This window comes from Paracoccus aestuariivivens (genome assembly GCF_009711225.1).
Lineage (GTDB): Bacteria > Pseudomonadota > Alphaproteobacteria > Rhodobacterales > Rhodobacteraceae > Paracoccus > Paracoccus aestuariivivens.
In genome coordinates this window covers 17,546-41,768 of the sequence record NZ_WMIE01000002.1, presented here as the reverse complement: position 1 = coordinate 41,768, position 24,223 = coordinate 17,546, and the positions used below count along the sequence as shown (strand labels likewise).

The 24,223-nt window shown below is 63.0% G+C and carries 20 protein-coding genes; 5 read left to right on the top strand and 15 right to left on the bottom strand.

Annotation, left to right across the window (positions count from 1 at the left end; translation table 11 throughout):
* Positions 1–9 precede the first annotated feature (9 nt).
* From GL286_RS05625 to fabF, 6 genes are all read right to left on the bottom strand, one after another.
* Positions 10–243, bottom strand: coding sequence for a GTA head formation protein, RCAP_rcc01685 family (locus tag GL286_RS05625; protein ID WP_155094588.1), 234 nt, complete (start codon positions 241–243; stop codon positions 10–12).
* Positions 243–1,430: a phage portal protein gene (locus tag GL286_RS05620; RefSeq protein ID WP_155094587.1), complete on the bottom strand. Its 1,188-nt coding sequence runs from the start codon at positions 1,428–1,430 to the stop codon at positions 243–245. Before GL286_RS05620 ends, GL286_RS05625 begins: the two co-directional genes overlap by 1 nt.
* A gap of 88 nt (positions 1,431–1,518) precedes the next feature.
* Positions 1,519–2,859, bottom strand: a complete 1,341-nt coding sequence (locus tag GL286_RS05615) for a DNA-packaging protein (RefSeq protein ID WP_155094586.1) — start codon at positions 2,857–2,859, stop codon at positions 1,519–1,521.
* Positions 2,810–3,169, bottom strand: a complete 360-nt coding sequence (locus GL286_RS05610; protein WP_155094585.1) for a permease — start codon at positions 3,167–3,169, stop codon at positions 2,810–2,812. Before GL286_RS05610 ends, GL286_RS05615 begins: the two co-directional genes overlap by 50 nt.
* A gap of 260 nt (positions 3,170–3,429) precedes the next feature.
* On the bottom strand, positions 3,430–4,608 hold the full coding sequence (mltG, locus tag GL286_RS05605; protein ID WP_155094584.1) for an endolytic transglycosylase MltG: 1,179 nt from the start codon (positions 4,606–4,608) through the stop codon (positions 3,430–3,432).
* Complete coding sequence (gene fabF, locus GL286_RS05600) at positions 4,608–5,867, bottom strand: beta-ketoacyl-ACP synthase II (protein WP_155094583.1); 1,260 nt, start codon at positions 5,865–5,867, stop codon at positions 4,608–4,610. Before fabF ends, mltG begins: the two co-directional genes overlap by 1 nt.
* Before the next feature lie 226 nt (positions 5,868–6,093).
* Between fabF and GL286_RS05595 the strand changes: the two genes are divergently transcribed.
* The 5 genes from GL286_RS05595 to GL286_RS05575 all read left to right on the top strand — a co-directional run bounded on the left by GL286_RS05595 (position 6,094) and on the right by GL286_RS05575 (position 11,802).
* A complete protein-coding gene (locus GL286_RS05595) occupies positions 6,094–7,287 on the top strand; it encodes a toxic anion resistance protein (RefSeq protein ID WP_155094582.1) in 1,194 nt (397 codons plus the stop codon).
* Positions 7,284–8,336 carry a DUF2927 domain-containing protein gene (locus GL286_RS05590; RefSeq protein ID WP_343038841.1) on the top strand — a complete coding sequence of 351 codons (1,053 nt, stop codon included), beginning with the start codon at positions 7,284–7,286 and terminating at the stop codon, positions 8,334–8,336. The genes GL286_RS05595 and GL286_RS05590 overlap by 4 nt, the downstream gene beginning before the upstream one ends.
* A 104-nt stretch (positions 8,337–8,440) precedes the next feature.
* A complete protein-coding gene (locus GL286_RS05585; protein ID WP_155094581.1) occupies positions 8,441–9,571 on the top strand; it encodes an SPFH domain-containing protein in 1,131 nt (376 codons plus the stop codon).
* Positions 9,572–9,582: 11 nt separating this feature from the next.
* Positions 9,583–10,860 carry a TFIIB-type zinc ribbon-containing protein gene (locus GL286_RS05580; protein WP_155094580.1) on the top strand — a complete coding sequence of 426 codons (1,278 nt, stop codon included), beginning with the start codon at positions 9,583–9,585 and terminating at the stop codon, positions 10,858–10,860.
* A gap of 21 nt (positions 10,861–10,881) precedes the next feature.
* Positions 10,882–11,802, top strand: a complete 921-nt coding sequence (locus tag GL286_RS05575; RefSeq protein WP_155094579.1) for a carbohydrate kinase family protein — start codon at positions 10,882–10,884, stop codon at positions 11,800–11,802.
* A 79-nt stretch (positions 11,803–11,881) separates the two neighbouring features.
* On the opposite strand, the gene hflX is transcribed toward GL286_RS05575, so the two are convergent.
* The 9 genes from hflX to dusB all read right to left on the bottom strand — a co-directional run bounded on the left by hflX (position 11,882) and on the right by dusB (position 24,196).
* Positions 11,882–13,195 (bottom strand): GTPase HflX, encoded by a 1,314-nt coding sequence (gene hflX / locus GL286_RS05570; RefSeq protein WP_155094578.1) that lies wholly within the window; start codon positions 13,193–13,195, stop codon positions 11,882–11,884.
* The gene (gene hfq / locus GL286_RS05565; RefSeq protein WP_017999735.1) at positions 13,196–13,429 is read right to left on the bottom strand and encodes an RNA chaperone Hfq; all 234 of its coding nucleotides are present in this window, start codon (positions 13,427–13,429) and stop codon (positions 13,196–13,198) included. It abuts the gene before it with no gap.
* A gap of 111 nt (positions 13,430–13,540) precedes the next feature.
* Positions 13,541–15,163: a TrkH family potassium uptake protein gene (locus GL286_RS05560; RefSeq protein ID WP_155094577.1), complete on the bottom strand. Its 1,623-nt coding sequence runs from the start codon at positions 15,161–15,163 to the stop codon at positions 13,541–13,543.
* A gap of 7 nt (positions 15,164–15,170) precedes the next feature.
* Positions 15,171–16,547, bottom strand: coding sequence for a Trk system potassium transporter TrkA (gene trkA / locus GL286_RS05555; RefSeq protein ID WP_155094576.1), 1,377 nt, complete (start codon positions 16,545–16,547; stop codon positions 15,171–15,173).
* Between the two features lie 263 nt (positions 16,548–16,810).
* The gene (ntrX, locus tag GL286_RS05550; protein WP_155094575.1) at positions 16,811–18,199 is read right to left on the bottom strand and encodes a nitrogen assimilation response regulator NtrX; all 1,389 of its coding nucleotides are present in this window, start codon (positions 18,197–18,199) and stop codon (positions 16,811–16,813) included.
* On the bottom strand, positions 18,196–20,454 hold the full coding sequence (locus GL286_RS05545) for a sensor histidine kinase NtrY-like (RefSeq protein ID WP_155094898.1): 2,259 nt from the start codon (positions 20,452–20,454) through the stop codon (positions 18,196–18,198). Before GL286_RS05545 ends, ntrX begins: the two co-directional genes overlap by 4 nt.
* A gap of 84 nt (positions 20,455–20,538) precedes the next feature.
* Positions 20,539–22,014, bottom strand: coding sequence for a response regulator (locus GL286_RS05540; RefSeq protein ID WP_155094574.1), 1,476 nt, complete (start codon positions 22,012–22,014; stop codon positions 20,539–20,541).
* An 8-nt stretch (positions 22,015–22,022) separates the two neighbouring features.
* Positions 22,023–23,171, bottom strand: a complete 1,149-nt coding sequence (locus GL286_RS05535) for a two-component system sensor histidine kinase NtrB (protein WP_155094573.1) — start codon at positions 23,169–23,171, stop codon at positions 22,023–22,025.
* Complete coding sequence (gene dusB, locus GL286_RS05530; protein ID WP_155094572.1) at positions 23,168–24,196, bottom strand: tRNA dihydrouridine synthase DusB; 1,029 nt, start codon at positions 24,194–24,196, stop codon at positions 23,168–23,170. The genes GL286_RS05535 and dusB overlap by 4 nt, the downstream gene beginning before the upstream one ends.
* Positions 24,197–24,223 lie beyond the last annotated feature (27 nt).

The following is a 24,223-nucleotide window of genomic DNA, read 5'->3' as shown; positions in this document are numbered from 1 at the left end:
GAACACACGTCAGCCTCCTTTCGGCGCGTATTGCAGGATGGACTGCACCGCTTGCGTCAGGATCACGGCGACCACGCCGTAAACCGTCATCCACAACCGTCGCTCGAGTCCCTCGATCAGCGACTCGATCCGTTCCAGACGTCGGTCGACCTGTCCGAACTGCAGCGCCATAATCCGCTCTTGCGTGTCGAAACGCTGGTCGTGCCAATCGAAAGGCTCCTTGACGAAACGCGAGCCCTCCATCAGCCCACCTCGGCCAGAGGCGGTAGCCCCAAAAGCGCGCGCTTCTCGGCCTGCGTCAGGAAAACCGCCTCGCCGACCCGCCGCCATTGCTGGTCGCGCTCTTCAGCCAGCGCCGGAACCTGATCAGGATCGGCCCGCAGATCCATCTCCGCGCCAAGATGCTCGCTCAGCCACCAGGCCAACGCACTGGCGACCCGAGATACCAGAGGCAGCACCGTCAGCCGGTAAAAAGCGCGATGCGCCTCGGCGTAGTTGGCGTAGGTCGCCTCTCCGGGGATGCCAAGCAGCATGGGCGGCACGCCAAAAGCCTGCGCGATCTCACGCGCGGCGGCCATCTTGGTCTCGTGGAACTCCATGTCACTGGGGCTGAACCCCATCGGCTTCCAGTCCAGACCACCCTCCAGCAGCATCGGGCGCCCGGCATTGCGCGCGCCCTGATGGTGCATCTCCATCTCGGTCACCAGCCGGTCATACTGGTCCGGCGACAGGCTGCCCTGCCCATCCGCCCCCTTGTAGATGATCGCCCCCGAGGGTCGCGCCGCATTATCCAGCAGCGCCTTGGACCAGCTTGATGCGCTGTTATGGACATCGACCGCCACCGCCGCCGCCTGCATCGGAGACAGACCGTAATGGTCGTCCAGCGGGTGAAAGCTGCGGATATGGCAGATCGGGTCAGGACTGCCCGTCATGTCGAAACGATAGCTTCGCCCGCCGACGCCATATTCGTAGGCGACAGGCCAGCCATCCGCCCCCGGAACGATGGACATCCGGTCTGACCGCAGCACGTGCAGCTCGGACGGCAAGCCCTTTGCGCCTTCGCCCACAGCCTCAAGATAGCCGCTGCCGCTCAGCAGGATCTGACCGATCAGAGCCTCGAACAGCTCGGCCCTACCCTGACCCGCATTCGGTCTCCGCAACAGATCCAGCACCGGATGGGTTTCGTAACGCCGCTCGCGATCCTGACAGATCAGCGGCACCGCAGCAGCCGCCTCGGCGATCAACCGCACGGCACGAAAGCCCACGGGATTGTTGACAAAGCCAGACCGGGTCAGCGACACCGTATCGCGCGGCGACCAGACCACCCGCCCCGAGCCAGCAGCCAACGCCACCACCTTGCCGGTGGCACTGGCCTTTTTCTCGACATCGACAGGCGTTGCTCGGGCTCGCCCGAACCAATGAAATGCCATCGGTTTCCTCCTGAAATCGCAAGAAAAAAGGGCCGCTTGCAGCGACCCTCTCCGGACCAACGGCCCATCTATTTCCAATCCGCCGTGGCTACAGCGCCCGAACCTGAGGGCGCCTGTAACTGGCCGCAGGCTCGATCATCAATTCATGGATCGCCCAGACCAAAGCATCCAGCCGATCCGGAGAGCCACGGCCCTCATAACCCCGCACCGTCATCCGGCACATCTGGTCCTCAAGCGCGCCAAGCCCGCGCAAATGCTTGATCCGCCCCTGTTCGTACAAAGCGGCGACGGGCTCGGCGCGTAGCCCCTTGCCACGCCCGGCGCGCAAGGCACGGAATGGCACCAATGGATCTATCTGCCGGATCACGCTTTCCACCAGATCGCCGCCTTGGTTGACTTCCGCGACCAGCCGCTCGGCACCGTGCCGGTCCATTGCAGCAATCGCAGCCCTCGCCCAATCCGTAGGGCCGCCACGAATGGTCGCGTCCTCCAACACATAGGCGCGCCATTCGGTAACGGCGCCTTCACAAACGACGCCCGCAACAACGATGCCACATTCATCCGATCCGGCACTCCCCGTCACCGCCGGATCGACGGCGACAACTATCCGCGACATGCGCGGCGCCGCGTCGATCCGGCAGGCCTCGATGGTGGCTGTGCTCCACAGCGCACCCTCGACATCATCAAGCAGCAACCCCTCCAGCTCCTGCCGCCCCAATCGGGTTCCGGCATAGCGGCTTTCGACCTCGGTCAGGAAACTCTCGGCCAGATAAGCCCTGTTCGCCTCGGTCGGGGCATGCGTCGTCACGGTCGAGGCATTGCCCAAAATCCGCTTCAGCACCGCAACATTGCGTGGCGTCGTGGTCACGACCTGCTGCGGATGATCCCCAAGACGCAGCGCGAATTGCAGCATATCCCAGCTTTCCTCGGCCTTTTTCCACTTGGCCAACTCGTCCACCCAGGCCGCGTCGAATTGCGGACCGCGCAGGGCCTCGGGTTCATGCGCCGAAAAGACCTGAGCAGTTGCACCATTCGGCCAGACCAGCCTGCGCCGTCCGGCCTCCCATACCGGACGGCGATCGGGTGGAGAACACGCCAGAATGCCCGAATCCCCGAACACCATCACATCGCGTGCCTGATCGAATGTCTCGCTGACCAGCGCGACACGGCTCGCGCGTCCGGGCGCGTCGGGGGTTGCCCCCTCGACCTGCGTCCGGACCCATTCGGCACCGGCGCGGGTCTTGCCCGCACCGCGCCCGCCCATGATCACCCATGTTTTCCAATCGCCCTCGGGGGCGATCTGATGCGGCAATGCCCAGAACTCGAAGATCCACGGCAATGCCGCCAGCGCGTTGTCGCTGAGCCCCCCCAGAAACTCGTCAACCTCCTCCGGCTCGGCGGAGGCGAGCCAGACGGAGCCGGATTTCATCTCTTGCCGCGGCAAGGTCGAGGATACCTGTCCCGACATTTCCGGCAGCGTCCTTGCGAAGCTTGTCAACCTTGCTCCTTTCTTCCAGCACCATATGGGCTGCGGCCCGAAGGTCGCGCACCAGCTTGCCGGATTCTTTCAACTCGTCAGTCTCGCCCGCCTGTATTTTCAGGCGCAGCTTGTGCAGATCCACCGCGTAGGACCGAAAAATTCCGTCCGCGATCTCCAGAACGCTCGTGTCCAAAGCATCGGCTTCGGGCACGAATGGCCCTTCCAGGGCACTTGGCCCCGGATCGAAGTTCATCGTCATCGTATATCGCCCTGCCCTCGTGTGCCTGTCCGCACGAGCGAGACATGAAAAAAGCGGCCTCAGGTCCCTCGACCCGGCCGCTTGCCCATTTCTCCCAGCATGTATACTTTCTACCTTAGGGCGTTCAATAGGTCAACGAAAAACCATAGGTTGTAATTCTACATTCGGAAACTGTTTGGCAAACAAAGACTTAAACCGCGCAACACCCATACGCGCGCCCTGCGCAACGGGTGGCGAATCCCCCCGAAATCAGACCGAATCTAGTCGCCCTGAACCGGAGACAGCGCCTGTCCACGCTCCCGTTCGATCTTGCGCCAATTCGCGACATTCTGGTTGTGCTCCTCCAGACTGCGCGCAAACGCATGCCCCCCCGAGCCATCCGCCACGAAGAACACATATTCCGAACTTTCGGGATTCAGCGCCGCCTCGATCGAAGCCTTGCCCGGATTGGCAATCGGCGTCGGCGGCAGACCGGGGATCTGATAGGTGTTGTAGGGCGTCCGACGCCGCAGTTCCGAACCGCGCAAACCACGATCCAGCACGCTCTCGCCTTTGGTGATGCCGTAGATCACGGTCGGGTCCGTCTCTAGTCGCATGCCCCGTTCCATCCGGTTGACAAATACGCTGGCCACCATGCGCCTTTCATCGGGAATACCGGTTTCCTTCTCGATGATCGAGGCCATGATCAGGGCCTCTTGCGGGTTCTTGTAGGGCAGGTTCGCGACGCGCTTTTCCCATGCCTGCGTCAGGAAATCCGATTGCCGCTTTTCCATCTCGGCCAGCAGGACGCCACGATCCGAACCTTGCTGCACGTCATAGGTGTCTGGGGCAAGGCTGCCCTCGGCAGGAACCTTGGCAATATTTCCGGTCAGGAACGGTGCCTTTTTCAGCGCATCGACCACCTGCCAACTGGTCACACCTTCGGCCATGGTGATTCGCAGCCGCGACTCGGGGGCCTTTTCGGCGGCGGCGATGCGTTCCGGCGCGGGTTCGGTCGCCGGATTGTACTTCGCCTGCTCGGCCATCTGTCCCGTTTCAGGATCGATGTCGCGCAGAATGACCGAGTTCTCGCGCACGCCGACACGCAGGACCAGTTCGGTCCCACAGGTCGAAGGGCCTCCGGTCGACAAGACATCAACGACCTGCTCCATCGTGGCGTTCGGGGGGACAAGGTGCGAGCCGTATTTCAGACCATGCGCCTTGCCCAGATAGTCCGTCCCCGCGCGGAAGATATAGCCATTCGAAACGACTCCCTGCTCGGCAAGCTGGTCGCTGACCGTAGCCAGACTTGCCCCCGGAGCGATGCGCACGCATTGCGCGACAGCGCTGGGTCCGGGGCCGAAATACTGGTGCTTGGCCCATGCGACCGCAGCCGCGATGGCGATCAGGATGACGATCAGCAGCGTCAGGAAATTCGAAACGATATGGCGCCAGATCATTACTTGACGCGCCCCATCACAAGGCTGGCGTTGGTCCCGCCAAACCCGAAGCTGTTGGACAGGACGTAATCGACCTTGCGGCGCACGGCCGCGTTGGCGGCCAGATCAACCGCCGTCTCGCGCGCCGGATTGTCCAGATTGATCGTCGGAGGACAAATCTGGTCACGGATCGCAAGAATGCAGAAGATGGCTTCAACCGCACCCGCCGCGCCCAGCAAGTGACCGATCGACGATTTGGTCGACGACATCACCACATTTCCGGCAGCGTCACCCAACATGCGCTCGACCGCGCCCAGTTCGATCACATCGGCCATGGTCGAAGTGCCATGCGCGTTGATGTAGTCCAGATCGGAGGCCGAGATATTGGCACGCTTGAGGGCGCTGTTCATGCTGCGGAACCCGCCATCGCCATCCTCGGAAGGGGCGGTGATGTGATAGGCGTCGCCCGACATGCCATAACCCAGCACCTCGGCATAGATCTTGGCGCCACGCGCCTTGGCGTGCTCGTATTCCTCAAGAATGACAACGCCGGCGCCTTCGCCCATGACGAACCCGTCTCGGTCCTCGTCCCAGGGCCGGCTTGCGGTCTTCGGATCGTCTTCGCGTTTGGTCGACAGCGCTTTGCAGGCGTTGAAGCCCGCGACGCCGATCTCGCAGATCGGGCTTTCGGCGCCGCCTGCGACCATGACATCGGCATCGCCCAGCATGATCAACCGCGCCGCATCACCGATGGCATGCGCGCCGGTTGAACAGGCGGTGACGACCGCGTGGTTCGGGCCCTTGAAGCCGAACCGGATCGAGACCTGACCCGATACAAGGTTGATCAGCGCGCCGGGGATAAAGAAGGGGGAAACCCGCTTCGGCCCGCGTTCCTTGATCAGCACGGCCGTTTCCGCGATCGAGGCCAAGCCGCCGATCCCCGCACCGATCATGACGCCGGTGCGTTCGAAATCCTCGGTGGTCTGTGGCTCCCAGCCCGAGTCCTTCACCGCCTGCGTTGCCGCAGCCATGCCGTACAGGATGAAATCATCGACCTTGCGACGGTCCTTCGGCTCCATCCACTCGTCCGGGTTGAATGTGCCGTCCGTGCCATCGCCAAAGGGAATCTCGCAGGCATATTTGGTCGTGACGTCTTTCGTATCGAAACGGGTGATCGGACCCGCGCCGGATTCTCCGGCCAATAGGCGCTTCCAGGTCTCCTCGACCCCCGAGGCCAGCGGTGTGACCATCCCAAGGCCGGTGACGACAACTCTGCGCATAGACGGCTCCTTAACCTTCTTTTAATTCGGTCAGGTTCTACACGTCGCCGGACTTTGGCGCAACGTCATGGCAACCATGACCCGTTCGGGCGCGTTGGATGGCGGACCTCGGGCGGGAAACCGCATTCTTCATTTCTGGGTGCGGCGTCTTCGACGGCATTGAACAACCCCGAAAAGGGCATATCATTTTCGAAAGGTCCTGAATGAAAAACCGAAAGGACGACGGATGACCACCCAGACCAAGGCCAGCGCAGAAGCAGCATTGGACGAAATCAGGACCGTGACCTCGGTGGTCCTGCCCGACCCCGTTCCCGAACTTCCGCCGCTTGCCAACGTCCAAGGCGACGCCGCCGATGAAATCCGCCGCCGCATGGCCGAGATCGACCTGAAAGATACCGGCTCGATCGTCCATTTCGGCGCACGCGCCCAGAACGAGTTGCAAGAGATCAGTCAGGCGATGCTGGCCGATGTGAAAAACAAGGATGTCGGTCCGGCGGGCGAATCCCTGCGCGACATCGTGACCACCATCCGTGGCTTTTCGGTCAGCGAACTGGACGTCCGCCGCGAGCGTAGCTGGTGGGAACGCCTGACCGGTCGCGCTGCTCCCTTCGCGAAGTTTGTCGCCAATTACGAGGAAGTGCAGGGCCAGATCGACAAGATCACCTTCGATCTGGACCAGCACCAGCACACCTTGCTCAAGGACATCCGTTCGCTCGACCTGCTTTATGACCGCACGCTGAACTTCTACGACGAACTGGCGCTGTACATCGCCGCCGGAGAGGAAAAGCTCAAGGAAATCGACGCGACCGATATTCCCGCCAAGGAAGCGGTCATCGAAACCCTGCCCGAAGAACAGAAAGTCATGGCCGCGCAGGAGCTTCGCGACCTGCGCTCATCGCGCGACGATCTGGAGCGCCGCGTGCATGACCTGAAGCTGACACGTCAGGTGACGATGCAATCCCTGCCCTCGATCCGGCTGGTGCAGGAGAATGACAAGTCACTGATCACCAAGATCAATTCCACGCTGGTGAACACCGTTCCGCTTTGGGAAACCCAGCTTGCGCAGGCTGTCACCATCCAGCGCAGCGCACAGGCCGCCCGTGCCGTCAAAGAGGCGAACGACCTGACCAACGACCTGCTGACGCGCAACGCCGAAAACCTGCGGCAGGCGAACCAGCAGATCCGCACCCAGACCGAGCGCGGCGTTTTCGACATCGAATCCGTGCGTAGCGCCAATGCCGAACTGATTGCCACAATCGAGGACAGCTTGCGCATCGCCGACGAAGGCAAGGCCCGCCGTGCCGCGGCCGAGGAAGAACTGACCCATATGGAAAGCGAATTGCGCAATTCTCTGGCCGCCGCCAGTGCACCGCAGCGCCAGATCCAGCCTCAATCCTCCGCTGCTTCGGGAAAATCGTGACAAGACAGCTTGCCCTCAACACCGGCTATGGCGGTTTTCCATCCTCTCCGGGTCTGGCCTGCGTCGCCTTCGCCCTGCTCACCGCCTGTTCCGAGCAGACGATCGACCTGACGCCCCCCCCGGCGATAGATGCGACCGCCCCCGTCCCCCGCCCCGAGCGGCCCGAGGTGACGCAGGCGTCCTTGCGGCAGGCGCGCGCCGAAAAAGCCCGCGATGCCGGAAAAATCGCCAGCGCCGCCGCCGATACGCCGGCCAGCCGCAACATGAGCAGCTATCTCAAGGGCGTCGAGGAAGCCCTGATCGGTCGCGGCCTGTTGCGGACCGATGGCGGCACCGAGATCCAGCTTACGCCCGAGCGGCTGACCGACGATTTCGTCCAGATCGCGCTGCATGACGAATATGTGCGTGACGGCGAAAAGCTGATCTCGCGCAGCACGCCCGCACCGCTGCGCCGGTGGTCGCGACCGGTGCAGATGCGGATCGAATTCGGCGACTCGGTCTCGCCCGCCCAGCGCGCGCGGGACCGTTCTGACATCGCGGCCTATGGCGCGCGTCTGCAAAGCGCCTCGGGGCTGCCGATCTCCCTTGGGGAAGACGAAGGCAACCTGACCATCCTGATTCTCAGCGAGGACGAGCGCCGCAAGATCGGCCCGCGCCTCAGCGCAATGGTTCCCGGCATTCCCGATAGCGACGTGCGGGCTTTGACGGACCTTGCACCGCAGAACTATTGCACGGTCTTCGCCTATTCGCGCGGCAATGCAGTGAGCTACGATCAGGCGGTAGTGCTGATCCGCTCGGAAACCCCGCCCCGTCTGCGACGGTCATGCATCCATGAGGAGATCGCGCAGGGCTTGGGTCTGGCCAATGACAGTCGCATGGTGCGACCCTCGATCTTCAACGACGACGAGGAGTTCGCCTATCTCACTCCGCATGACGAATTGCTGCTGAAGATCCTGTATGATCCCCGTCTGCGCCCCGGCATGAACGAGGCCGAGGCCCGCCCGATTATCCTGCAGATCGCGCGCGAGCTACTGGCCACTCAAACCTGAGGCAATTCGGCGAAAACCGCACAAGACTTGACGCAGGTCATCGTCTTGGCACTATCGGACACGGCAAACCTCCGGTTCAAAACGGCACCGCGAAAGGCATGGTCATGAGTATCCTCGACATTTTCGGCGGCGAGTTCATCGACATCATCGAATGGACCGACGACACGCGCGATACGATGGTTTATCGCTTCCCCACCGTCGGAAAAGCGATCAAATACGGCGCTAAACTGACCGTGCGCGAAGGTCAATCCGCCGTTTTCATCCATGAAGGGCAACTGGCCGATGTCTTCGGCCCCGGCCTTTACATGCTGGAAACCAACAACCTGCCGATCCTGACACGGGTACAGCACTGGGATCACGGCTTCCGTAGCCCCTTCAAATCCGAGATCTATTTCGTCAACACCACCCGTTTCAACGACCTGAAATGGGGAACCAAGAATCCGGTCATCGCGCGCGATCCCGAATTCGGCCCCGTCCGCCTGCGCGCCTTCGGCACCTACTCTATGCGCGTAACCGATCCCGGCAAGTTCATGCTCGAGATCGTCGGCACGGACGGCGAATTCACCAAGGACGAGATCACCTTCCAACTGCGCAATATCATCGTGCAGGAATTTTCCCGCATGATCGCGTCTTCGGGGATTCCGGTCCTTGATATGGCTGCGAATACCGATCAATTCGGCAAGCTCGTCGCCAAGGCGATTAGCCCCACTGTCGCTGAATACGGCCTGACCATCCCCGAATTCTACATCGAGAACATTTCACTGCCCGATGAGGTAGAAAAGATGCTCGATAAGCGGACTTCCATCGGGATCGTCGGCGACCTGAACCGCTTCGGCCAATATGCGGCGTCCGAGGCCATGCTAAACGCTTCGAACCAGCCCGGCGGCGGAATGGGCGCGGGGCTTGGCGCTGCGATGGGCGCAGGAATGGGAATGGCGATGGGGGGCCAGCGTGGGCCTTGGGGGACCGCCCCGCAACAAGCTGCTCCGCAAACCCCTCCGCCGCTGCATCCCGAAACTGTCTGGCACATCGCGATCGACGGCCAAGCCGACGGCCCCTACGGGCGCGCCCATCTGGGCCGGCTTGTGCGCGAGGGGAAATTCACCCGCGACACGCTGGTCTGGACCCCCGGGCAGGACGGCTGGAAAACCGCCGACGATGTGGCCGAACTGGCGCAGCTTTTCACCATCGCGCCGCCTCCACCCCCGCCGCCGTTGCCCAAGCAGGACGGCTGAGCGGGTTCTGAATGCCTACCCCTCCGTCAGAGTTCCGTTACCCATGCGAGAATTGCGGGGCGAGCCTCGAATTCTCGCCCGGCCAGCGACGACTGGTCTGCCCCTATTGCGGGCATGAGCAGGATATCAGCCCCGGCGCGACCCGCGCCCCCAGCCGCCAAGCCAAGGAAGGCCCTTGGGGCGATCAGATCATCCTGCGCGACCCAGCGACGGGCCGTGCGCTGCAATGGGATGCCAGCCACAAGGCCCCCGAACTGGTGGAACTGCCGCTGGAACAGGGCCTGCGCATCGACCGCGACAGCGATCTGACCGAAACCGTCCGCACGCTCTCCTGCCCGAATTGCGGGGCCAAGATCGAGGCCACAACCGACAGCCACGCCTCGACCTGCCCCTTCTGCGCCACAGCGGTCGTGACCGATACCGGCACGACCCGCCTGATCAAGCCGCAGGGCGTGCTGCCCTTTGTCATCGGCGAGAGCGAGGCCAAGGCCGCATTGGACAGCTGGATGAAGGGCCTGTGGTTCGCCCCCTCGGGGCTGATGGCCTATTCGCGGCGTGGACGCAAAATGACCGGAGTCTATTCCCCCTTCTGGACCTTCGACGCCGCGACCCGCTCGGCCTATTCGGGCGCGCGAGGCGATTGGTATTACGAAACAGTCTGGGTCACCGAAGAGGTCAATGGCGAATTGCGCCGCGTCGCCCGTCAAGTCCGCCGCACCCGCTGGACGCCCGTCTCGGGTCAGGTCGCGCGGCATTTCAACGATGTGCTGGTTTTGGCCGCGAGTTCCCTGCCGCGCCGTATTACGGACGCGCTGACACCTTGGGACCTGTCGCATCTGACGACCTACCAGCCCGAATATCTGGCCGGATTCACCGCCGAGGGCTACACCATCCCCCTCGCCTCGGGCCATGATATCGCGCGGCAGGAAATGGCGGGCGTCATCGCCATGGATGTGCGCCGCGATATTGGCGGCAATGAACAGCAGATCGCCCAGATCCGCACCGCCCATGAGGCCGAGACCTTCAAGCATATCCTGCTGCCAATCTGGACCGCCGCCTATCGCTATAACGGCAAAAGCTACCGGTTCGTCGTCAATGGCCAGTCGGGACGCGTTCAGGGTGAGCGCCCCTATTCGATCTGGAAAATCGCCTTCGCCATCCTTTTCGCACTGCTCGTCATCATGGGTCTGCTCTGGCTGAACGAACGGGGCGGATATGTGCAAATCAACACCGGCGGCTATTCGGTCGATCTTAACAGCGGCGGCAGTTACCGCTATCACCCTCCATGACTGCATGAATGGAGGACAGGCATGATCCTGTGTGCTGGCGAATCGCTGATCGACATGGTGCCCGAGGCGGGCGCGTTCCGACCCCTTGCCGGAGGCGCGGTTTATAACACCGCCATCGCTCTGGGCCGGATCGGTGCTGAAACCGCCTATCTTTGGCCGATCTCGCGCGACCCGTTCGGAGAGATCCTGCTGCGTCCCTTGGCCGATGCCAATGTCGATATCTCGATTTGCCCCCGCTCGGACCGGCTGACGACGCTGGCCTTCGTCACCCTGACGAATGGCGAGGCGCGCTATTCCTTCTATGACGAAGGTTCGGCGGGCCGGATGCTTGCCCCCGCAGACCTGCCCGCGATCCCCGATACCGTCTCGGCGCTGTTCATCGGCGGGATCAGCCTTGTTCCCGATCCCTGCGGCGCTGCGATCGAGGAACTGGCCGCCCGCCTGAAGACCCGCGTGCCTGTCATCCTTGATCCCAACATCCGCCCGTTCTTCATCGCCGATGCCGAAGCCTATCGCGCCCGCCTTAACCGGTTGATCGGCATGGCCGATATCGTGAAGCTTTCCTCGGACGACCTCGAATGGCTTGCCCCGAACAGAAGCTTCGACGAGGTTGCGGCCGATCTTCTGAAGCGCGGCGTCAAAGTGCTGCTACAAACCGGAGGCGCTGCCGGTGCCCGCGCCCATTGGCAGGGCGAGCCGATCTCGGCCCCCGCCACCCGCGTCGAGGTCGCCGACACCATTGGCGCAGGCGACACGTTCAATGCAGGCGTCTTGGCCTCGCTGGCAGCCGACGGCGCGCTAACCCGCGACGGCATCGCCAATCTTTCCCCTGAATCCCTGCTGCGCGCGCTGACCCTTGGCACGCGGGCGGCGGCGATCACCGTCTCGCGCCCCGGTGCGAATCCGCCTTGGGCGCATGAACTAGCGGCCCTGCCCGCTTGAAATGCTCAGGGCCGCGCCCAAAATGCGCGGCCCTGATACTGTTGATTACGAATGACGAGCAGCAGGCGGCCGGTTTTCGCTAGGCTCGCAAAGAAGCGAATTGCGCCTTCTGCCGCTCGGTCCAGCGCACGACCAATCGCACGCCGGTCTCCTCGATGGTTTCGGATGTGACGATGCCCTGACCGTGAAGCCAGGCACGGCGGCGGCCATCCTCATGTCCAAGATGTAGTTCGGCAACCTCGCGCGGCTCGTCCAGCGTCTCGGCCAGACGTTCCTCGACCAAGGCCAGCAGATCGTCCAGACCCGCGCCGGTCAGCGCGCTGATCGCCTGCACACCTTCGGTACGGGCATCGGTGCGCTGCAAGGCGTCGCGCTGATCGTCGGATAGCAGATCGATCTTGTTCCAGACCTCGACCAGCGACACGTCATCCTCGACACCCAGACCATCAAGGATTTCAACGACATCGCCTGCCTGCTCTTCCGTCTCGGGATGCGAGATGTCCCGCACATGCAAGATCAGATCGGCAGCCAGAACCTCCTCCAAGGTCGCGCGGAAGGCAGCGACCAGTTCATGAGGCAGATCACTGATGAAGCCCACCGTATCGGACATGATCACCCGCCGACCGCTGGGCAGGGTCAGTTGCCGCATCGTCGGATCGAGCGTGGCGAACAACTGGTCCTTGGCCATGACATCAGCGCCGGTCAGATGATTGAAGAGCGTCGATTTTCCCGCGTTGGTATAGCCCACCAGCGCGACAATCGGATAAGGCACCTTGGCCCGCGCCTTGCGGTGCAATTCGCGGGTCTTGACCACCCGCTCAAGCTGGCGACGCAGGCGGATCATCTGGTCGTCAATGGCGCGACGGTCGGCCTCGATCTGGGTTTCCCCCGGACCGCCGACAAAACCGAAGCCACCGCGCTGACGCTCAAGGTGGGTCCATGCCCGAACCAGTCGCGTGCGCTGATAGGCGAGCGCAGCCAGTTCGACCTGCAACACGCCTTCGCGCGTGCTGGCCCGATCGGCGAAGATCTCGAGGATCAGGCCGGTCCGGTCAAGGATCTTGACGCCCCATTCCTTTTCAAGGTTGCGCTGCTGGACCGGAGTCACCGGCCCATCGACCAGCACAAGCTCGGCCCCCTCGCCTTCGGCGGCGGCCTTGAGATGTTCTCCTATTTCGGCGCGTTTTCCCTTGGAAAACAGCATTCCGGCTTCGGGCTTGCGAAGCTTCACAACTTCGGCACCCGCCACTTCGATTGCCGAAAGCGCGTGGGCCAGCGCCACCGCTTCCTCCAAGGCCAGCTCGGGCGAGCGGCGCGTCCGCGAATTCCCCAAATCCGGATGGATCACATATGCGCGTGTGGGGCGTTCGCGGGTCTCTGTCAGTTCAGCCAATCAATCCTCGCCGTCGTAAAGGCTGATCGGCTGCCCCGGCATAATGGTCGAAATGGCATGCTTGTAGACCAGCTGCGACTGGCCATCACGGCGCAGCAGCACGCAAAAATTATCGAACCAGGTGATCACACCCTGCAGCTTTACGCCGTTGATCAGGAAAATCGTAACCGGAACCTTGCCCTTTCGGACGTGGTTCAGAAACGCATCCTGGAGATTCTGTTTGTCGCCGGCCATTCCATGCACCTTGTTCTTATCGCTGTTTTTCAAGACTTAGGCGAGGCTTACGGGGCTTGCAAGCACAGGTTCTGACAAGGCCCCGACGGCGTTGCATGAACGCCATGTAACTTATTTTCGCCAGTATTCCGGCGAAAGCAACGCAAGTAATGCCAGCGTTTCGATGCGCCCGAGGATCATCGCTCCGGCAAGGATCGCCTTGGTCATCGCCGGAAGCCCTGCCCAACCCTCCCAAGGGGCACCGGCCATGCCCGCCGAGCCCTGAAAAGTGGGTGTCAACGGGATCACGCCAGCCAGCGGTCCGGTATTTGTCAATGCGGCAACAGAAAGGATGGTCGCGCTGTCGAACTCGATCTGCTGAAGCGAGATCAGGATCAGGATGACCGCCAGCGAACAGGCAAATAGCATGAAAAAGATGAAGGCCAGATAGGCACCTTCGCGCCGCAACCGCCGCGCCATGCGACCACCGCCGCCGACCGACGCCGGATGGACGATCTTTTCCAGCTCGCGCTCGCTATGACGGGCCAAAGCATAAACCCGCAGCAGCTTGACCCCACCTGCGGTTGTGGCAACGCCTCCGCCCATGATCGCAAGGCCCGCCAGCATCAATCCCGGCGAACTGATGCCCGACCAGTTCCGCGCGCCCTGCCACTCGACCGAGTTCCAGCCCGTCGTGGTCAGATAGCTCAGGCCATTGAAAATCCCGCCCCACGCCGCCGAGGCGGCACTGTCCAGCGTGTCCATCAGGCCCCTTGCCCCGCCCGGCGAAACGCCGATCGCACCGATGAAGTGACGCAGGAACAGCATCGAGGCGACCATCAGAACCACTGCCGCGGCCAGCAGCAATTCGGGGTCCGACCGCAATTTGTCCGAGGTCTTCAACTCACCCCCGCCCGGCCAGAACCGCCGCGACAAGGCGGGGATCAGGAACAAAAAGATCACCATCTCGCCGAAGACACCGCTTTGCTGCGCTGCTGGGCCATTTACCGGACTGATTCCGCTGGTCGAAAGTGTGCCCATGGCACGGGTCAGGGCCAGAAAGCCCGACTCGCCAAACATCAGAAGAATGACCCACATCGCGAGGGTCAGACCGGCATAAACCGGAAAAACCTGCCAGAACGCCCGGATCGAGCGGCTTGCCGGATCGCCGAGCCCCGAGCGGAACGAGGGCGCGGACAGATGCGTCACCACTCTTGGCCGATGGGCAGACTTGGGCAGGCGTTCGAAGTTCTCGTTGCGGCCATAGGGCGACGATAAGATCTCGAACCCGCCGACCCGCAGCGGCGCCAGCAAGGCGACCGCCGCAACCAGCATGAACAGCCCCCCCATCCAGCCCACCATCGAGCGCCATAGATGCAGCGGCGCCACCAGCAGATCGGCGGCATAAAGCGTCGCTCCGGTGGTTGTCAGGCAGGAAATCATCTCCCACCACGCGTTGAAAAAGCCGGTATCGGGCAGGCCAAGCAAAAAGGGGACCGCCATCATCGCGGGCAGAAGCGTCATCGCCCCCAACATGGTCAGCAGGACGCTGCGCGGGCGCGCACGGCGCGGATCGCTTGCCGTCGCGATCCCCAGAAGCGCCGAAATGATCAGGAAAACCGCAGCGCAGCTCATGAAGGCCGAGCCGAGCCGGTGCTGGTCCAGCACATGGGCATAGCCTCCCGGCACCAGCATCGCCAGCGACACGATCCCCATCAGGATCACCAGAAGCGGCAAATGGGCCAGACGCTGCATCCGGACCTCAGAAGAAGTCGATCGAGACCTGCAACAGGCGCTCGACCTCGGGGACATCCTTGGCGAGGGCAAAGATGATGATGATATCGCCCTCTTCGATGCGCAGATCGCCGGTCGGTTTCACCACGCGGTCGCGCTTCAATACGGCCCCGAGCAACGCGCCCTCGGGGAAGTCGATATCGCGGATCGGACGCCCCGCAATCGGCGAGGTCGACAGCACCTGCGCCTCGATCACCTCGGCCTCGGCATCGCCGATCGAGTAGATATCGCGCACCCGCCCGTGCCGGATATGGCGCAGGATGGTCGAGACCGTGCTGGCGCGCGGATTGATAAAGGCGTCGATCTCCAGCGTGTCCATCAGCGACATCAGCGTCGGATCGTTCACCAGAGAGATGACCAGCTTCGCTCCGGCCTGCTTGGCGCGGACAGCCGCAAGGATGTTCGTCTTGTCGTCGTCGGTGACCGCCAGAACCGCATCGGCGCGCGGCACGGCGGCTTCTTCCAGCAGTTCGGCGGCCAGACCGTCGCCATTCAGGACAATGGTCCGGCTGAGCGCATCCGCCGCGTCTTCGGCGCGCGAGCGGTCGCGCTCGATCACCTTGACGCGGACGCGCTCGGGGCTGGCCTCCAACGCCTTGGCGACTTCCAGCCCGACATTGCCCGCACCGATAATGACAACGCTTTCCTGCCGGGCGGCGGGTTTGCCGAAGATTTCCAGTGTGCGCGGCACGTCCTGACTAAGGGTGAACACATAGATCTGGTCGCCGTCGAACAGTTGATCGCCCGGCTCTGGCGCGAACAGCTTTCCGCCGCGCCGCACACCCGCAACGATGGCGCTGAGGCTGGAGAACATTTCATCCAGCTGCCGCAGGGGCGTGTTCAGCACCGGACTATCGGGATCAAGCGCGATGCCCAGCAGATGCACCCGTCCGTTCAGGAATGTCTCGGCGTCGAATGTCGAGGGGGCCGACAGCCGCTGCAATGCCGCCCGCGCCACCTCGCGCTCGGGACTGATCACGACATCGATCGGCAGGTGGTCGGTCCGGTACAGATCGGAATAGATCGCATCCAGATAGGCCGAGGACCGCAGACGGGCGATCTTGCGCGGCACCTGAAATACCGAATGCGCGACCTGACAGGTGACCATGTTCACCTCGTCCGAATAGGTCGCGGCGATGATCAGGTCGGCGTCGCGCGCGCCCGCACGGTCCAGAACGTCGGGATGGCTGGCAAATCCGGTCACGCCCTGCACGTCCAGCGCATCTGTGGCGCGACGGATCAATTCTGCATTGGTGTCGATGATCGTGACATCGTTGCGTTCTCCGGCGAGATGGCGTGCGATATGCCAGCCAACCTGCCCTGCTCCGCAAATGATGATCTTCATCGCCGCCTCGTGCAATTCTTCGTCGCAACGGCGATCCTAACCCGCCGGATGCGATGCGGATACAGCAAAAGATCGCCGACAGCAAAAGGCGTAACAGCGCAGCCTGTCGCAGCCCCCGCATCCAGCGAGGAGCTGCGGGTGAACAGCGACATCCCGGGGCCATCGTTGGAAGCGCGATGGCCACTTTGAACCGAGTATTCCAGCTACCGGCCAACCATCCGATCACTTCCTGCCAGTGCAGTGATGGCAGGAAATGATCGAACTTACTTGCCCATCATTTCCTCTTCGACGCGGACACCGCCCACCACGCCCAAGGACTTGAGTTTACGGTGCAAAGCCGAGCGCTCCATCCCGACGAATTGTGCGGTACGACTGATATTGCCGCCAAAACGGTTGATCTGGGCAAGCAGGTATTCCCGCTCGAACAACTCGCGTGCGTCACGCAAGGCAAGGCTGGTGATCTGCGGCCCAAGGGCCAGCGCCTCGCCCGAACCATTCGTCGTGCTTTGGCTTTCAAGCTCGGAAGGCTGGATCGGGCCGGTGCCATCGCCAAGGATCAGCACGCGTTCGATGACGTTGCGAAGCTGGCGAATATTCCCCGGCCAGGCCATGGATTGCAGGGCCGCGACGGTTTCCTCGGGCAGCGCGCGCTGGGGAAGCCCCTGCGAGGCGTGGAACTGCTCGATGAAATGCTCGGCCAGATGGTGGATGTCCTCGCGCCGCTCGGAAAGCGAAGGCACCGCCACGGGAACCACGTTCAGCCGGTCATACAGTTCCTGTCGGAAACGACCGGTCGCGATTTCGGTCGCAAGATCGCGGTTGGTGGATGAGATCACCCGCAAATCCACCCGCACCTTGTCAGTGCCACCGGCGCGCTGGAACTGCTGCTCGGTCAGGACGCGCAGGATCTTGGTCTGCGTGCCCAACGGCATATCGGCGACCTCGTCGAAATAGATCACCCCGCCATGCGCCTGCTCGAGCAAACCCGGCTCGATCCCGCGCTCGGGCGTTTCGCGGCCAAACAGCACTTCTTCCATGCGGTCAGGCTCGATCGTGGCGCAAGGCACGGCGATAAAGGGATCGCGACCGCGCTGGCTGTGGCCGTGGATATAGCGGGCGGCCATTTCCTTGCCCGCCCCCGGCTCGCCCGTCAGCATGACACGGCCATTGGATTTGGACACCTTGTCAAGCTGTTCGCGAAGCCGCCGGAACGCCGCCGAATTGCCCAGCATCTCGGCGGCCCGCGCCTCGCCGCGCTTCAGGGTCGAGTTCTCGCGCCGCAAACGCGAGGCCTCCATCGCACGGCGGATCACCACCAGAAGCTGGTCGATGTTGAAGGGCTTTTCGATGAAGTCGTAAGCGCCCTGTTTGATAGCCGCGACAGCTATCTCGATATTGCCATGCCCCGAGATGATCACAACGGGCACGTCAGGATTGTTGCGCTTGACCTGTTTGAGGATGTCGATCCCGTCCATCTTGCTGTCCTTGAGCCAGATGTCGAGGATGATCAGCGCAGGCTCCGCGATGTTGATCTCGGCCATGGCCTGATCCGAATTGGCGGCCAGACGTGTCGAGTAACTCTCGTCCCTGAGGATGTCCGAGATCAGTTCGCGAATGTCTTTTTCGTCGTCAACGATGAGAATGTCGGTCATTTCACGTGGTCCTGCTCAAGTTTCTGGCGCCGTGCCGTCAGGCGCACGGGCTGGCGTTCGCGAGGCAGACGGATCTGCGCCATCGCACCCGGTTGCCCCGGTGCGTCGGTCAGGATGAAGTTCCCGCCATGTTCCTCGACGATTTTTTTCACAATGGGTAGGCCCAGCCCGGTACCCCCCTGCTTCATGGTGACATAAGGCTCGAACAGCCTTGAACGGTCCTCGGGCAAGCCCGGGCCGTTGTCGATGATCCGGATGGTCACCGCATCCGGTGCTGCATTCATTTCGACCCTGATCCGCGGCGTCCACCCCTCGGGCGGGTTGGGCCGTAGCTCGTCCAGCGCCTCGCCCGCGTTTTTCAGAAGATTGGTAAAGACCTGCCGCATCATTCCGGCATCGGCATCGACGATGACCGGCTCCTCGGGAATATCCGAGACCAGCGCGCCTTGCAGGGCATCGCGCTGCATCAACTCGCTGTCACGCAGCAACTTGGAGATGTCGGTTTCCTTGCGATCCGGCTCGGGCATGCGGGCAAAGCGCGAGAATTCGTCCACGATCCGGCGCAGATCGTTGGTCTGCCGGATGATGACTTCGGTATATTGCTCCAGCGCCTCGCGATCATCGCCGGCGATAGGCCCGAATTTCCGCTTGAGCCGCTCGGCCGACAATTGGATCGGAGTCAGCGGGTTCTTGATTTCATGGGCGACACGGCGGGCGACATCACCCCATGCCGCCATGCGCTGCGCCGAAACCAGATCCGTCACATCATCGAGCGCGACCACATATCCCTCAAGCCCGCCTGCGGTGCCCCTTCGGGCGGCCATACGGACCAGCAGGCTTTCGACGCGGCCCTCACGGTTCAGGCGAATCTCGTCCTGCACGGATTCATTGACCGATTGGGCAAGCCGATCGAAAAGCGGCGCGAATTCCGGCACCGCCTGCCACAGCAAACGGTCATGCACCTGCGCCGGATCAAGCCCCAACAAGCGCGTGGCCGACCGGTTCAGGAAGTCTATCTCGCCTGCGGCATCCAACCCGATCACCCCTGCCGTCACCGAGGACAGCACGGAATCGAACAACCGGCGCTGATCGTCGGCGGCGCGGTAGCTTTCGACAAGTTCCTCGCGTTGGGTCTTCAACTGGCGGGTCATGCGGTTGAAACTTTGACCCAAAGTCTGGATCTCGTCTCCGGTGTCGGCTTCGGGGATTTGTAGGTCCAGATTGCCTTTGCCGACCTGCTCGGACGCTTCTGCCAAACGGCCGATCGGTCGCGACAGCCGGTCAGCGAACCACAGCCCCAGCCACATCGCGGCAGCGACCAGCAGCAGGGCAAAGCCCAGATACAGCAGCGAGAACTCCAGGAGCACCCGTCCGCGTTCCTGTTCGAGCCGCTGATATTCGCCAACGCTTTGACGCGTGTCGTCCAGCAGTCCCAGCAATTTCCCGTCCACATCGCGGGTGACGTACAGATAGCGATCCGACAGCGGCGTCAAAGGCAGAAGCGCGCGGAACTCGTTGTTCTGCCAGTCCTGAATCAGGACCAGACCGTCGGTCTGCGCCTGATCGAATTGCGGCTGCGAGGGTTGTTCGTACCAGAACTGGTAGCTGCGTTCACCGCGTGCCCGGATCGCTCCACCACCGTCGATGACATAGGCCTCGCGCAGGCCGCGCTGGATCAGCGCCTGTCCCTGCCCCAGCAGCAACCGCAATTCGCCATCATCCAGCATCGGATTTTGCCGCGCGGCCTGTGTCAGCGCCCCCGCCAGCATCTTGGCATCGCTGGTCAGATCGCGGCGGTGTTCTTCCTGATAGGCCTCGGCGGCGGACAAGGAGCTGCGCACCACTTGCTGCACGCGGTTCGAGAACCAGCCCTCAAGACCAATATTCAGCGTGATTCCGGCGAAAAGCGCGACCAGAACCGTCGGGACCAGCGCGATGGTGGCAAAGACGCCCACCAGTCGCATATGCAGGCGCGATCCGGCGGCCGAACGTCGCCTGGCGGCAACGATGCCCGTCATCCGCGTCACAACCAGACCGGTCAGAACGATCAGGTAAAGCAGGTCGGCCAGCAGCACGAGGCGCAGCCACGCGCTGCCCGATTCGACTCCGGCCAGCGGCCCCATCACGACAAAGGTCAGACCCGCCAGCAGCGGTCCCAGAACGACCAATCCCAATGTCGCGTAATTACGAACGCGGCGCGCGCGCCGCAAACGCGCGACGCGTTCCCATGTGCCCCTGGACAGCGTTCCCGCCAACTCGCCCGACCTCACGGTTTCGCCGCTGTGCCGCGGCGTTCCTGTGGCTGCTACGAAACGCTCATGCAACCATCTGTGGCCGTTTTACATCAGCTTGCGACGTCGTGTCACCTCGATATTCAGATCCGTGAGCTTCTTGCGCAACGTATTGCGGTTGATGCCAAGCAGATCAGCACATCTCAGCTGATTGCCGCCTGTCGCGTCCAGCGCGATTTCCAGCAAGGGTTTTTCAATTTCCCGCAGAATCCGGTCGTAAAGACCGGGCGGAGGAAGCTGATCGCCATGCAGATCAAAGTAGCGTTGGAGATGCATTTCGACCGATTGCGACAAACGCGCATTGGACGGTTCGGCCATCGCCGTGACCGGTGCGGCGGGGCTTGGCGCGGCGGTTCCGGTCGGCGCAGCCACCCGCGGCTGCATCGGCGTGACCGCAGCGGCAGGGGCGCCAAGCGGTACTGATTCGGAAAGGGCGGCGCGCGCCTCGGCATCGCTGATTTCGGCTCCGGCGGCCGTAAGCGCCAGACGACGCATCAGATTTTCCAGTTCGCGCACGTTTCCCGGGAACGGGTACGAGCGGATCATCGCCGTCGCGCCTTCGGACAAGCTGCGCTGCGGCAGACCTTGCGTCGCGGCCCGCGCCAGCAGGTGACGCGCCAGCGGCGGGATGTCATCGACCCGCGACCGCAGCGGCGGTACTGTGATCGTGACCCCTGCAAGACGGTAATACAGATCGGCGCGCAGCCGCCCGTTCGCGACATCGGCCTGCGGCTCGGCGCCGGTGGTGGACACAAGGCGCGGCATCTGGTTCCGGCCCGGTCCGACCTCCCATGCCTCGATCAGACCGATCAGACGTGCCTGCGCCGATGCGCCAAAACCCGCCGGATCCTCGATCAGCAACGTGCCGCCATTAGCACGTTCGGCTGCGCGGTGGATGGCTTCCTCGGACAGATCGGCCGAGGTCAGCACCGCAAAACCCGAATCACGCCGGTCGGAAAGATCATGGAACGACCGCGCGATGACGGTCTTGCCGACCCCCGCTTCGCCCGCGATCATCACCGGAAGATCCGCGTTCAGCACCCGCGCGACCATACGGAACAGGTTCTGCATCGCCGGAGCATGCCCGATCAGCGGCAGGGTCGGATCGGCGGTGTTCTCGGGCGAGGGGATACCGGTCGGGGTCGGATCGGATTTGCGGGCGCGGCGCGACAGGGCCTGTCCCGCCCGCACCATCAGATCGGGCAGATCGAAGGGCTTGGGCAGGTAGTCGAAGGCGGCGGCCTCGGTGGCACGGATCGCGGTGACGATGGTGTTCTGCGCCGAGATCACGATGACCGGCAGATCGGGTCGTGCCGTGCGGATCGCCGGAATCATGTCGATCCCGTTGCCGTCGGGCATCATCACATCGGTGATGACCAGATCGCCGCGGCCTTCCTCGACCCAGCGCAGCAATTGAGCCAATGAACCGGTCGCGTGGACACGACATCCCGCCCGGGTCAGGGCCTGAGTTAAGACGGTGCGGATGGTGCGGTCGTCATCTGCGATCAGAACGGTGCCGTCCATGGATTACCTCAGGCTTTGGGAAGGGAAAGTCGAAAAATTGTACGTCCGGGGCGGGAATCCAACGTGATCCACGCCCCGTGATCGGTGATGATCTTCGAGACCAGCGCCAGCCCAAGGCCGGTGCCGTTCTCGCGACCCGAAACAAAGGGTTCGAAGACCTGATCGGCGATAGATTCGGGAATGCCCGGACCGTCATCCTCGATCTCGATCTGAAGTGGCAGGCTGCGGCCATGCGGCTCGGCCTCGGTCGGAGCCATGCGCAAGGTGCCGTCATAGAAGCTGCGGATGCGGATCACGCCGGTTTCGCGCCCGTCGCGATGGATCGCCTCGGCGGCGTTCTTCACCAGATTCAGGCAAACCTGCACCAACTGGTCATTGTCGGCCAGTGCGGGCGGCAGCGAGGGATCGTAATCCGGCACGATCTTGAGCGCCTTGCCGAAACCCACCATCGCCGAGCGGCGGACGCGCTCCAGCACGTCATGGATGTTCACCTCGGTCAGCTTCGCGCCTGACGTGTCGCCGAAGCGCTCGACCTGATCCAGCAGCTCGACGATGCGGCGCGATTCCACGACGATCAGATCGGCCAGATCGCGGTCTTCGGGCGCAAGGTTCATGCCGATCAGCTGCGCCGCACCGCGAATGCCGGCCAGCGGGTTCTTGATCTCATGCGCCAGCATCTCGGACATGCCGATGGCCGAGCGCGCGGCCGAGCGGACCGCCCGCCCCTGCCCCAAGCGGCTGGAATTCTCGCCCGGCGTGATCAGAAACACGATGCCACCCGCAGGGCTGGGCACCGGACCGGCATAGATCGATCCCATCCGTTCCACATGACCGCCAAGCCGATCACCGATCTCGAAGCGCACGGCGGAACGGTTCAGTGCGTCATGCCCCTCTCCGACCCGTTCAAGAATTTCGGAGATCGGCGGCACGATCCGCATCCGCTTCAACATCTCGGGGCCTTCGATGTGGTGGCCCATGGCCGACCGGCGCGAGACGTTCAGAAAGGATTCCGCCAGATCGTTGATCGCCGCGATCCGCCCTTTCGAATCGACGATGACGGCGGGAATGGGCAATGCGGACCAGTTCGGACCTACCTCTGCCGGAATAAAATCAGACGGTGGCTCTGGCGTATGTTGCGCCGTGGAGCGGGACTTCATGTACTTGTCTCCATCGGAGGAAGGCCGGCCTGTCCGGCATCGGCAAAACCGGCCCTGATCGCGGCCAAGGTCGCCTCGGGCGACGCAGCGCGAAGCAATTCGGCGCGGTTCGGCGCGCCGTTCGCTTCGGCGTACCAGCCCAGATGCTTGCGTGCGACGCGCAGGCCCAGTTCGGTGCCGTAAAGGGACAGGATGTCCTGATAATGTTCCGCGATGTCATCGGCCAAAGCCGCGCCCTGCGGGATCTCCGGAGCAGTTGTGCCCCAAAGCTCGTGCGCGATCTGGGCAAGCTTCCACGGCTGGCCTTGCGCGCCGCGTCCGACCATGACCGCTTCCGCGCCGGATTGCTCGAGTGCCGCGCGGGCCGAGGCCGCATCGACCACATCGCCATTGGCCACGAGCGGCGGACGACCCGCGACATTCGCAACCTTGCGGATCCGCTGCCAGTCGGCGGTTCCCGTATAGAATTGCGCCCGCGTCCGGCCATGCACGGTCAGCATCCGGACCCCCGCCGAGGTGGCGCGGGTGGCAAGTTCGGGCGCGTTCAGGCAATCCTCGTCCCAGCCAAGGCGCATCTTCAGCGTCACCGGCAGATCGGGAACCGCGCCAACGACCGCATCGACCAGTTCCAGAGCGTGATCCAGATCGCGCATCAGCGCCGCGCCCGACAACCCGCCGGTCACCTTCTTGGCCGGACAACCCATGTTGATGTCGATGATCCGCGCACCCATTCCGGCAACGATACGGGCGGTTTCCGCCATCGCCCCTGCTTCGCGGCCAGCGATCTGGACCGAAACCGGCAAATCGCCCTCGGTCATCGCCTTGGCGCGCACGGCCATGCGGGTCGAGGGCCGAGGCGTCACCATCTCGGTCGAGGCGACCATCTCGCTGACCATCAGCCCTGCACCGCCGTGGCGGGCGACCGCGCGGCGGAAAGGCAAATCGGTGATGCCGGCCATCGGCGCCAGAAAGACCGGCGGGCCAAGTCGCGTATCGCCAAGGATGATCGGATCAGGAAGGCTCATGGGAAACTCGTAAGACGGGGCGCAGGA

Bases quoted from the DNA above. Each gene is read 5' to 3' on its own strand.
- GL286_RS05610 (WP_155094585.1), bottom strand. From the start codon at position 3,169: ATGACGATGAACTTCGATCCGGGGCCAAGTGCCCTGGAAGGGCCATTC.
- GL286_RS05615 (WP_155094586.1), bottom strand. From the start codon at position 2,859: ATGAAATCCGGCTCCGTCTGGCTCGCCTCCGCCGAGCCGGAGGAGGTT.
- GL286_RS05580 (WP_155094580.1), top strand. From the start codon at position 9,583: ATGCCTACCCCTCCGTCAGAGTTCCGTTACCCATGCGAGAATTGCGGG.
- GL286_RS05560 (WP_155094577.1), bottom strand. From the start codon at position 15,163: ATGCAGCGTCTGGCCCATTTGCCGCTTCTGGTGATCCTGATGGGGATC.
- GL286_RS05620 (WP_155094587.1), bottom strand. From the start codon at position 1,430: ATGGCATTTCATTGGTTCGGGCGAGCCCGAGCAACGCCTGTCGATGTC.
- ntrX (WP_155094575.1), bottom strand. From the start codon at position 18,199: ATGACCGACATTCTCATCGTTGACGACGAAAAAGACATTCGCGAACTG.
- GL286_RS05535 (WP_155094573.1), bottom strand. From the start codon at position 23,171: ATGAAGTCCCGCTCCACGGCGCAACATACGCCAGAGCCACCGTCTGAT.
- fabF (WP_155094583.1), bottom strand. From the start codon at position 5,867: ATGCGCAGAGTTGTCGTCACCGGCCTTGGGATGGTCACACCGCTGGCC.
- mltG (WP_155094584.1), bottom strand. From the start codon at position 4,608: ATGATCTGGCGCCATATCGTTTCGAATTTCCTGACGCTGCTGATCGTC.
- GL286_RS05585 (WP_155094581.1), top strand. From the start codon at position 8,441: ATGAGTATCCTCGACATTTTCGGCGGCGAGTTCATCGACATCATCGAA.
- GL286_RS05595 (WP_155094582.1), top strand. From the start codon at position 6,094: ATGACCACCCAGACCAAGGCCAGCGCAGAAGCAGCATTGGACGAAATC.
- trkA (WP_155094576.1), bottom strand. From the start codon at position 16,547: ATGAAGATCATCATTTGCGGAGCAGGGCAGGTTGGCTGGCATATCGCA.
- hfq (WP_017999735.1), bottom strand. From the start codon at position 13,429: ATGGCCGGCGACAAACAGAATCTCCAGGATGCGTTTCTGAACCACGTC.
- GL286_RS05575 (WP_155094579.1), top strand. From the start codon at position 10,882: ATGATCCTGTGTGCTGGCGAATCGCTGATCGACATGGTGCCCGAGGCG.
- dusB (WP_155094572.1), bottom strand. From the start codon at position 24,196: ATGAGCCTTCCTGATCCGATCATCCTTGGCGATACGCGACTTGGCCCG.
- GL286_RS05540 (WP_155094574.1), bottom strand. From the start codon at position 22,014: ATGGACGGCACCGTTCTGATCGCAGATGACGACCGCACCATCCGCACC.
- GL286_RS05625 (WP_155094588.1), bottom strand. From the start codon at position 243: ATGGAGGGCTCGCGTTTCGTCAAGGAGCCTTTCGATTGGCACGACCAG.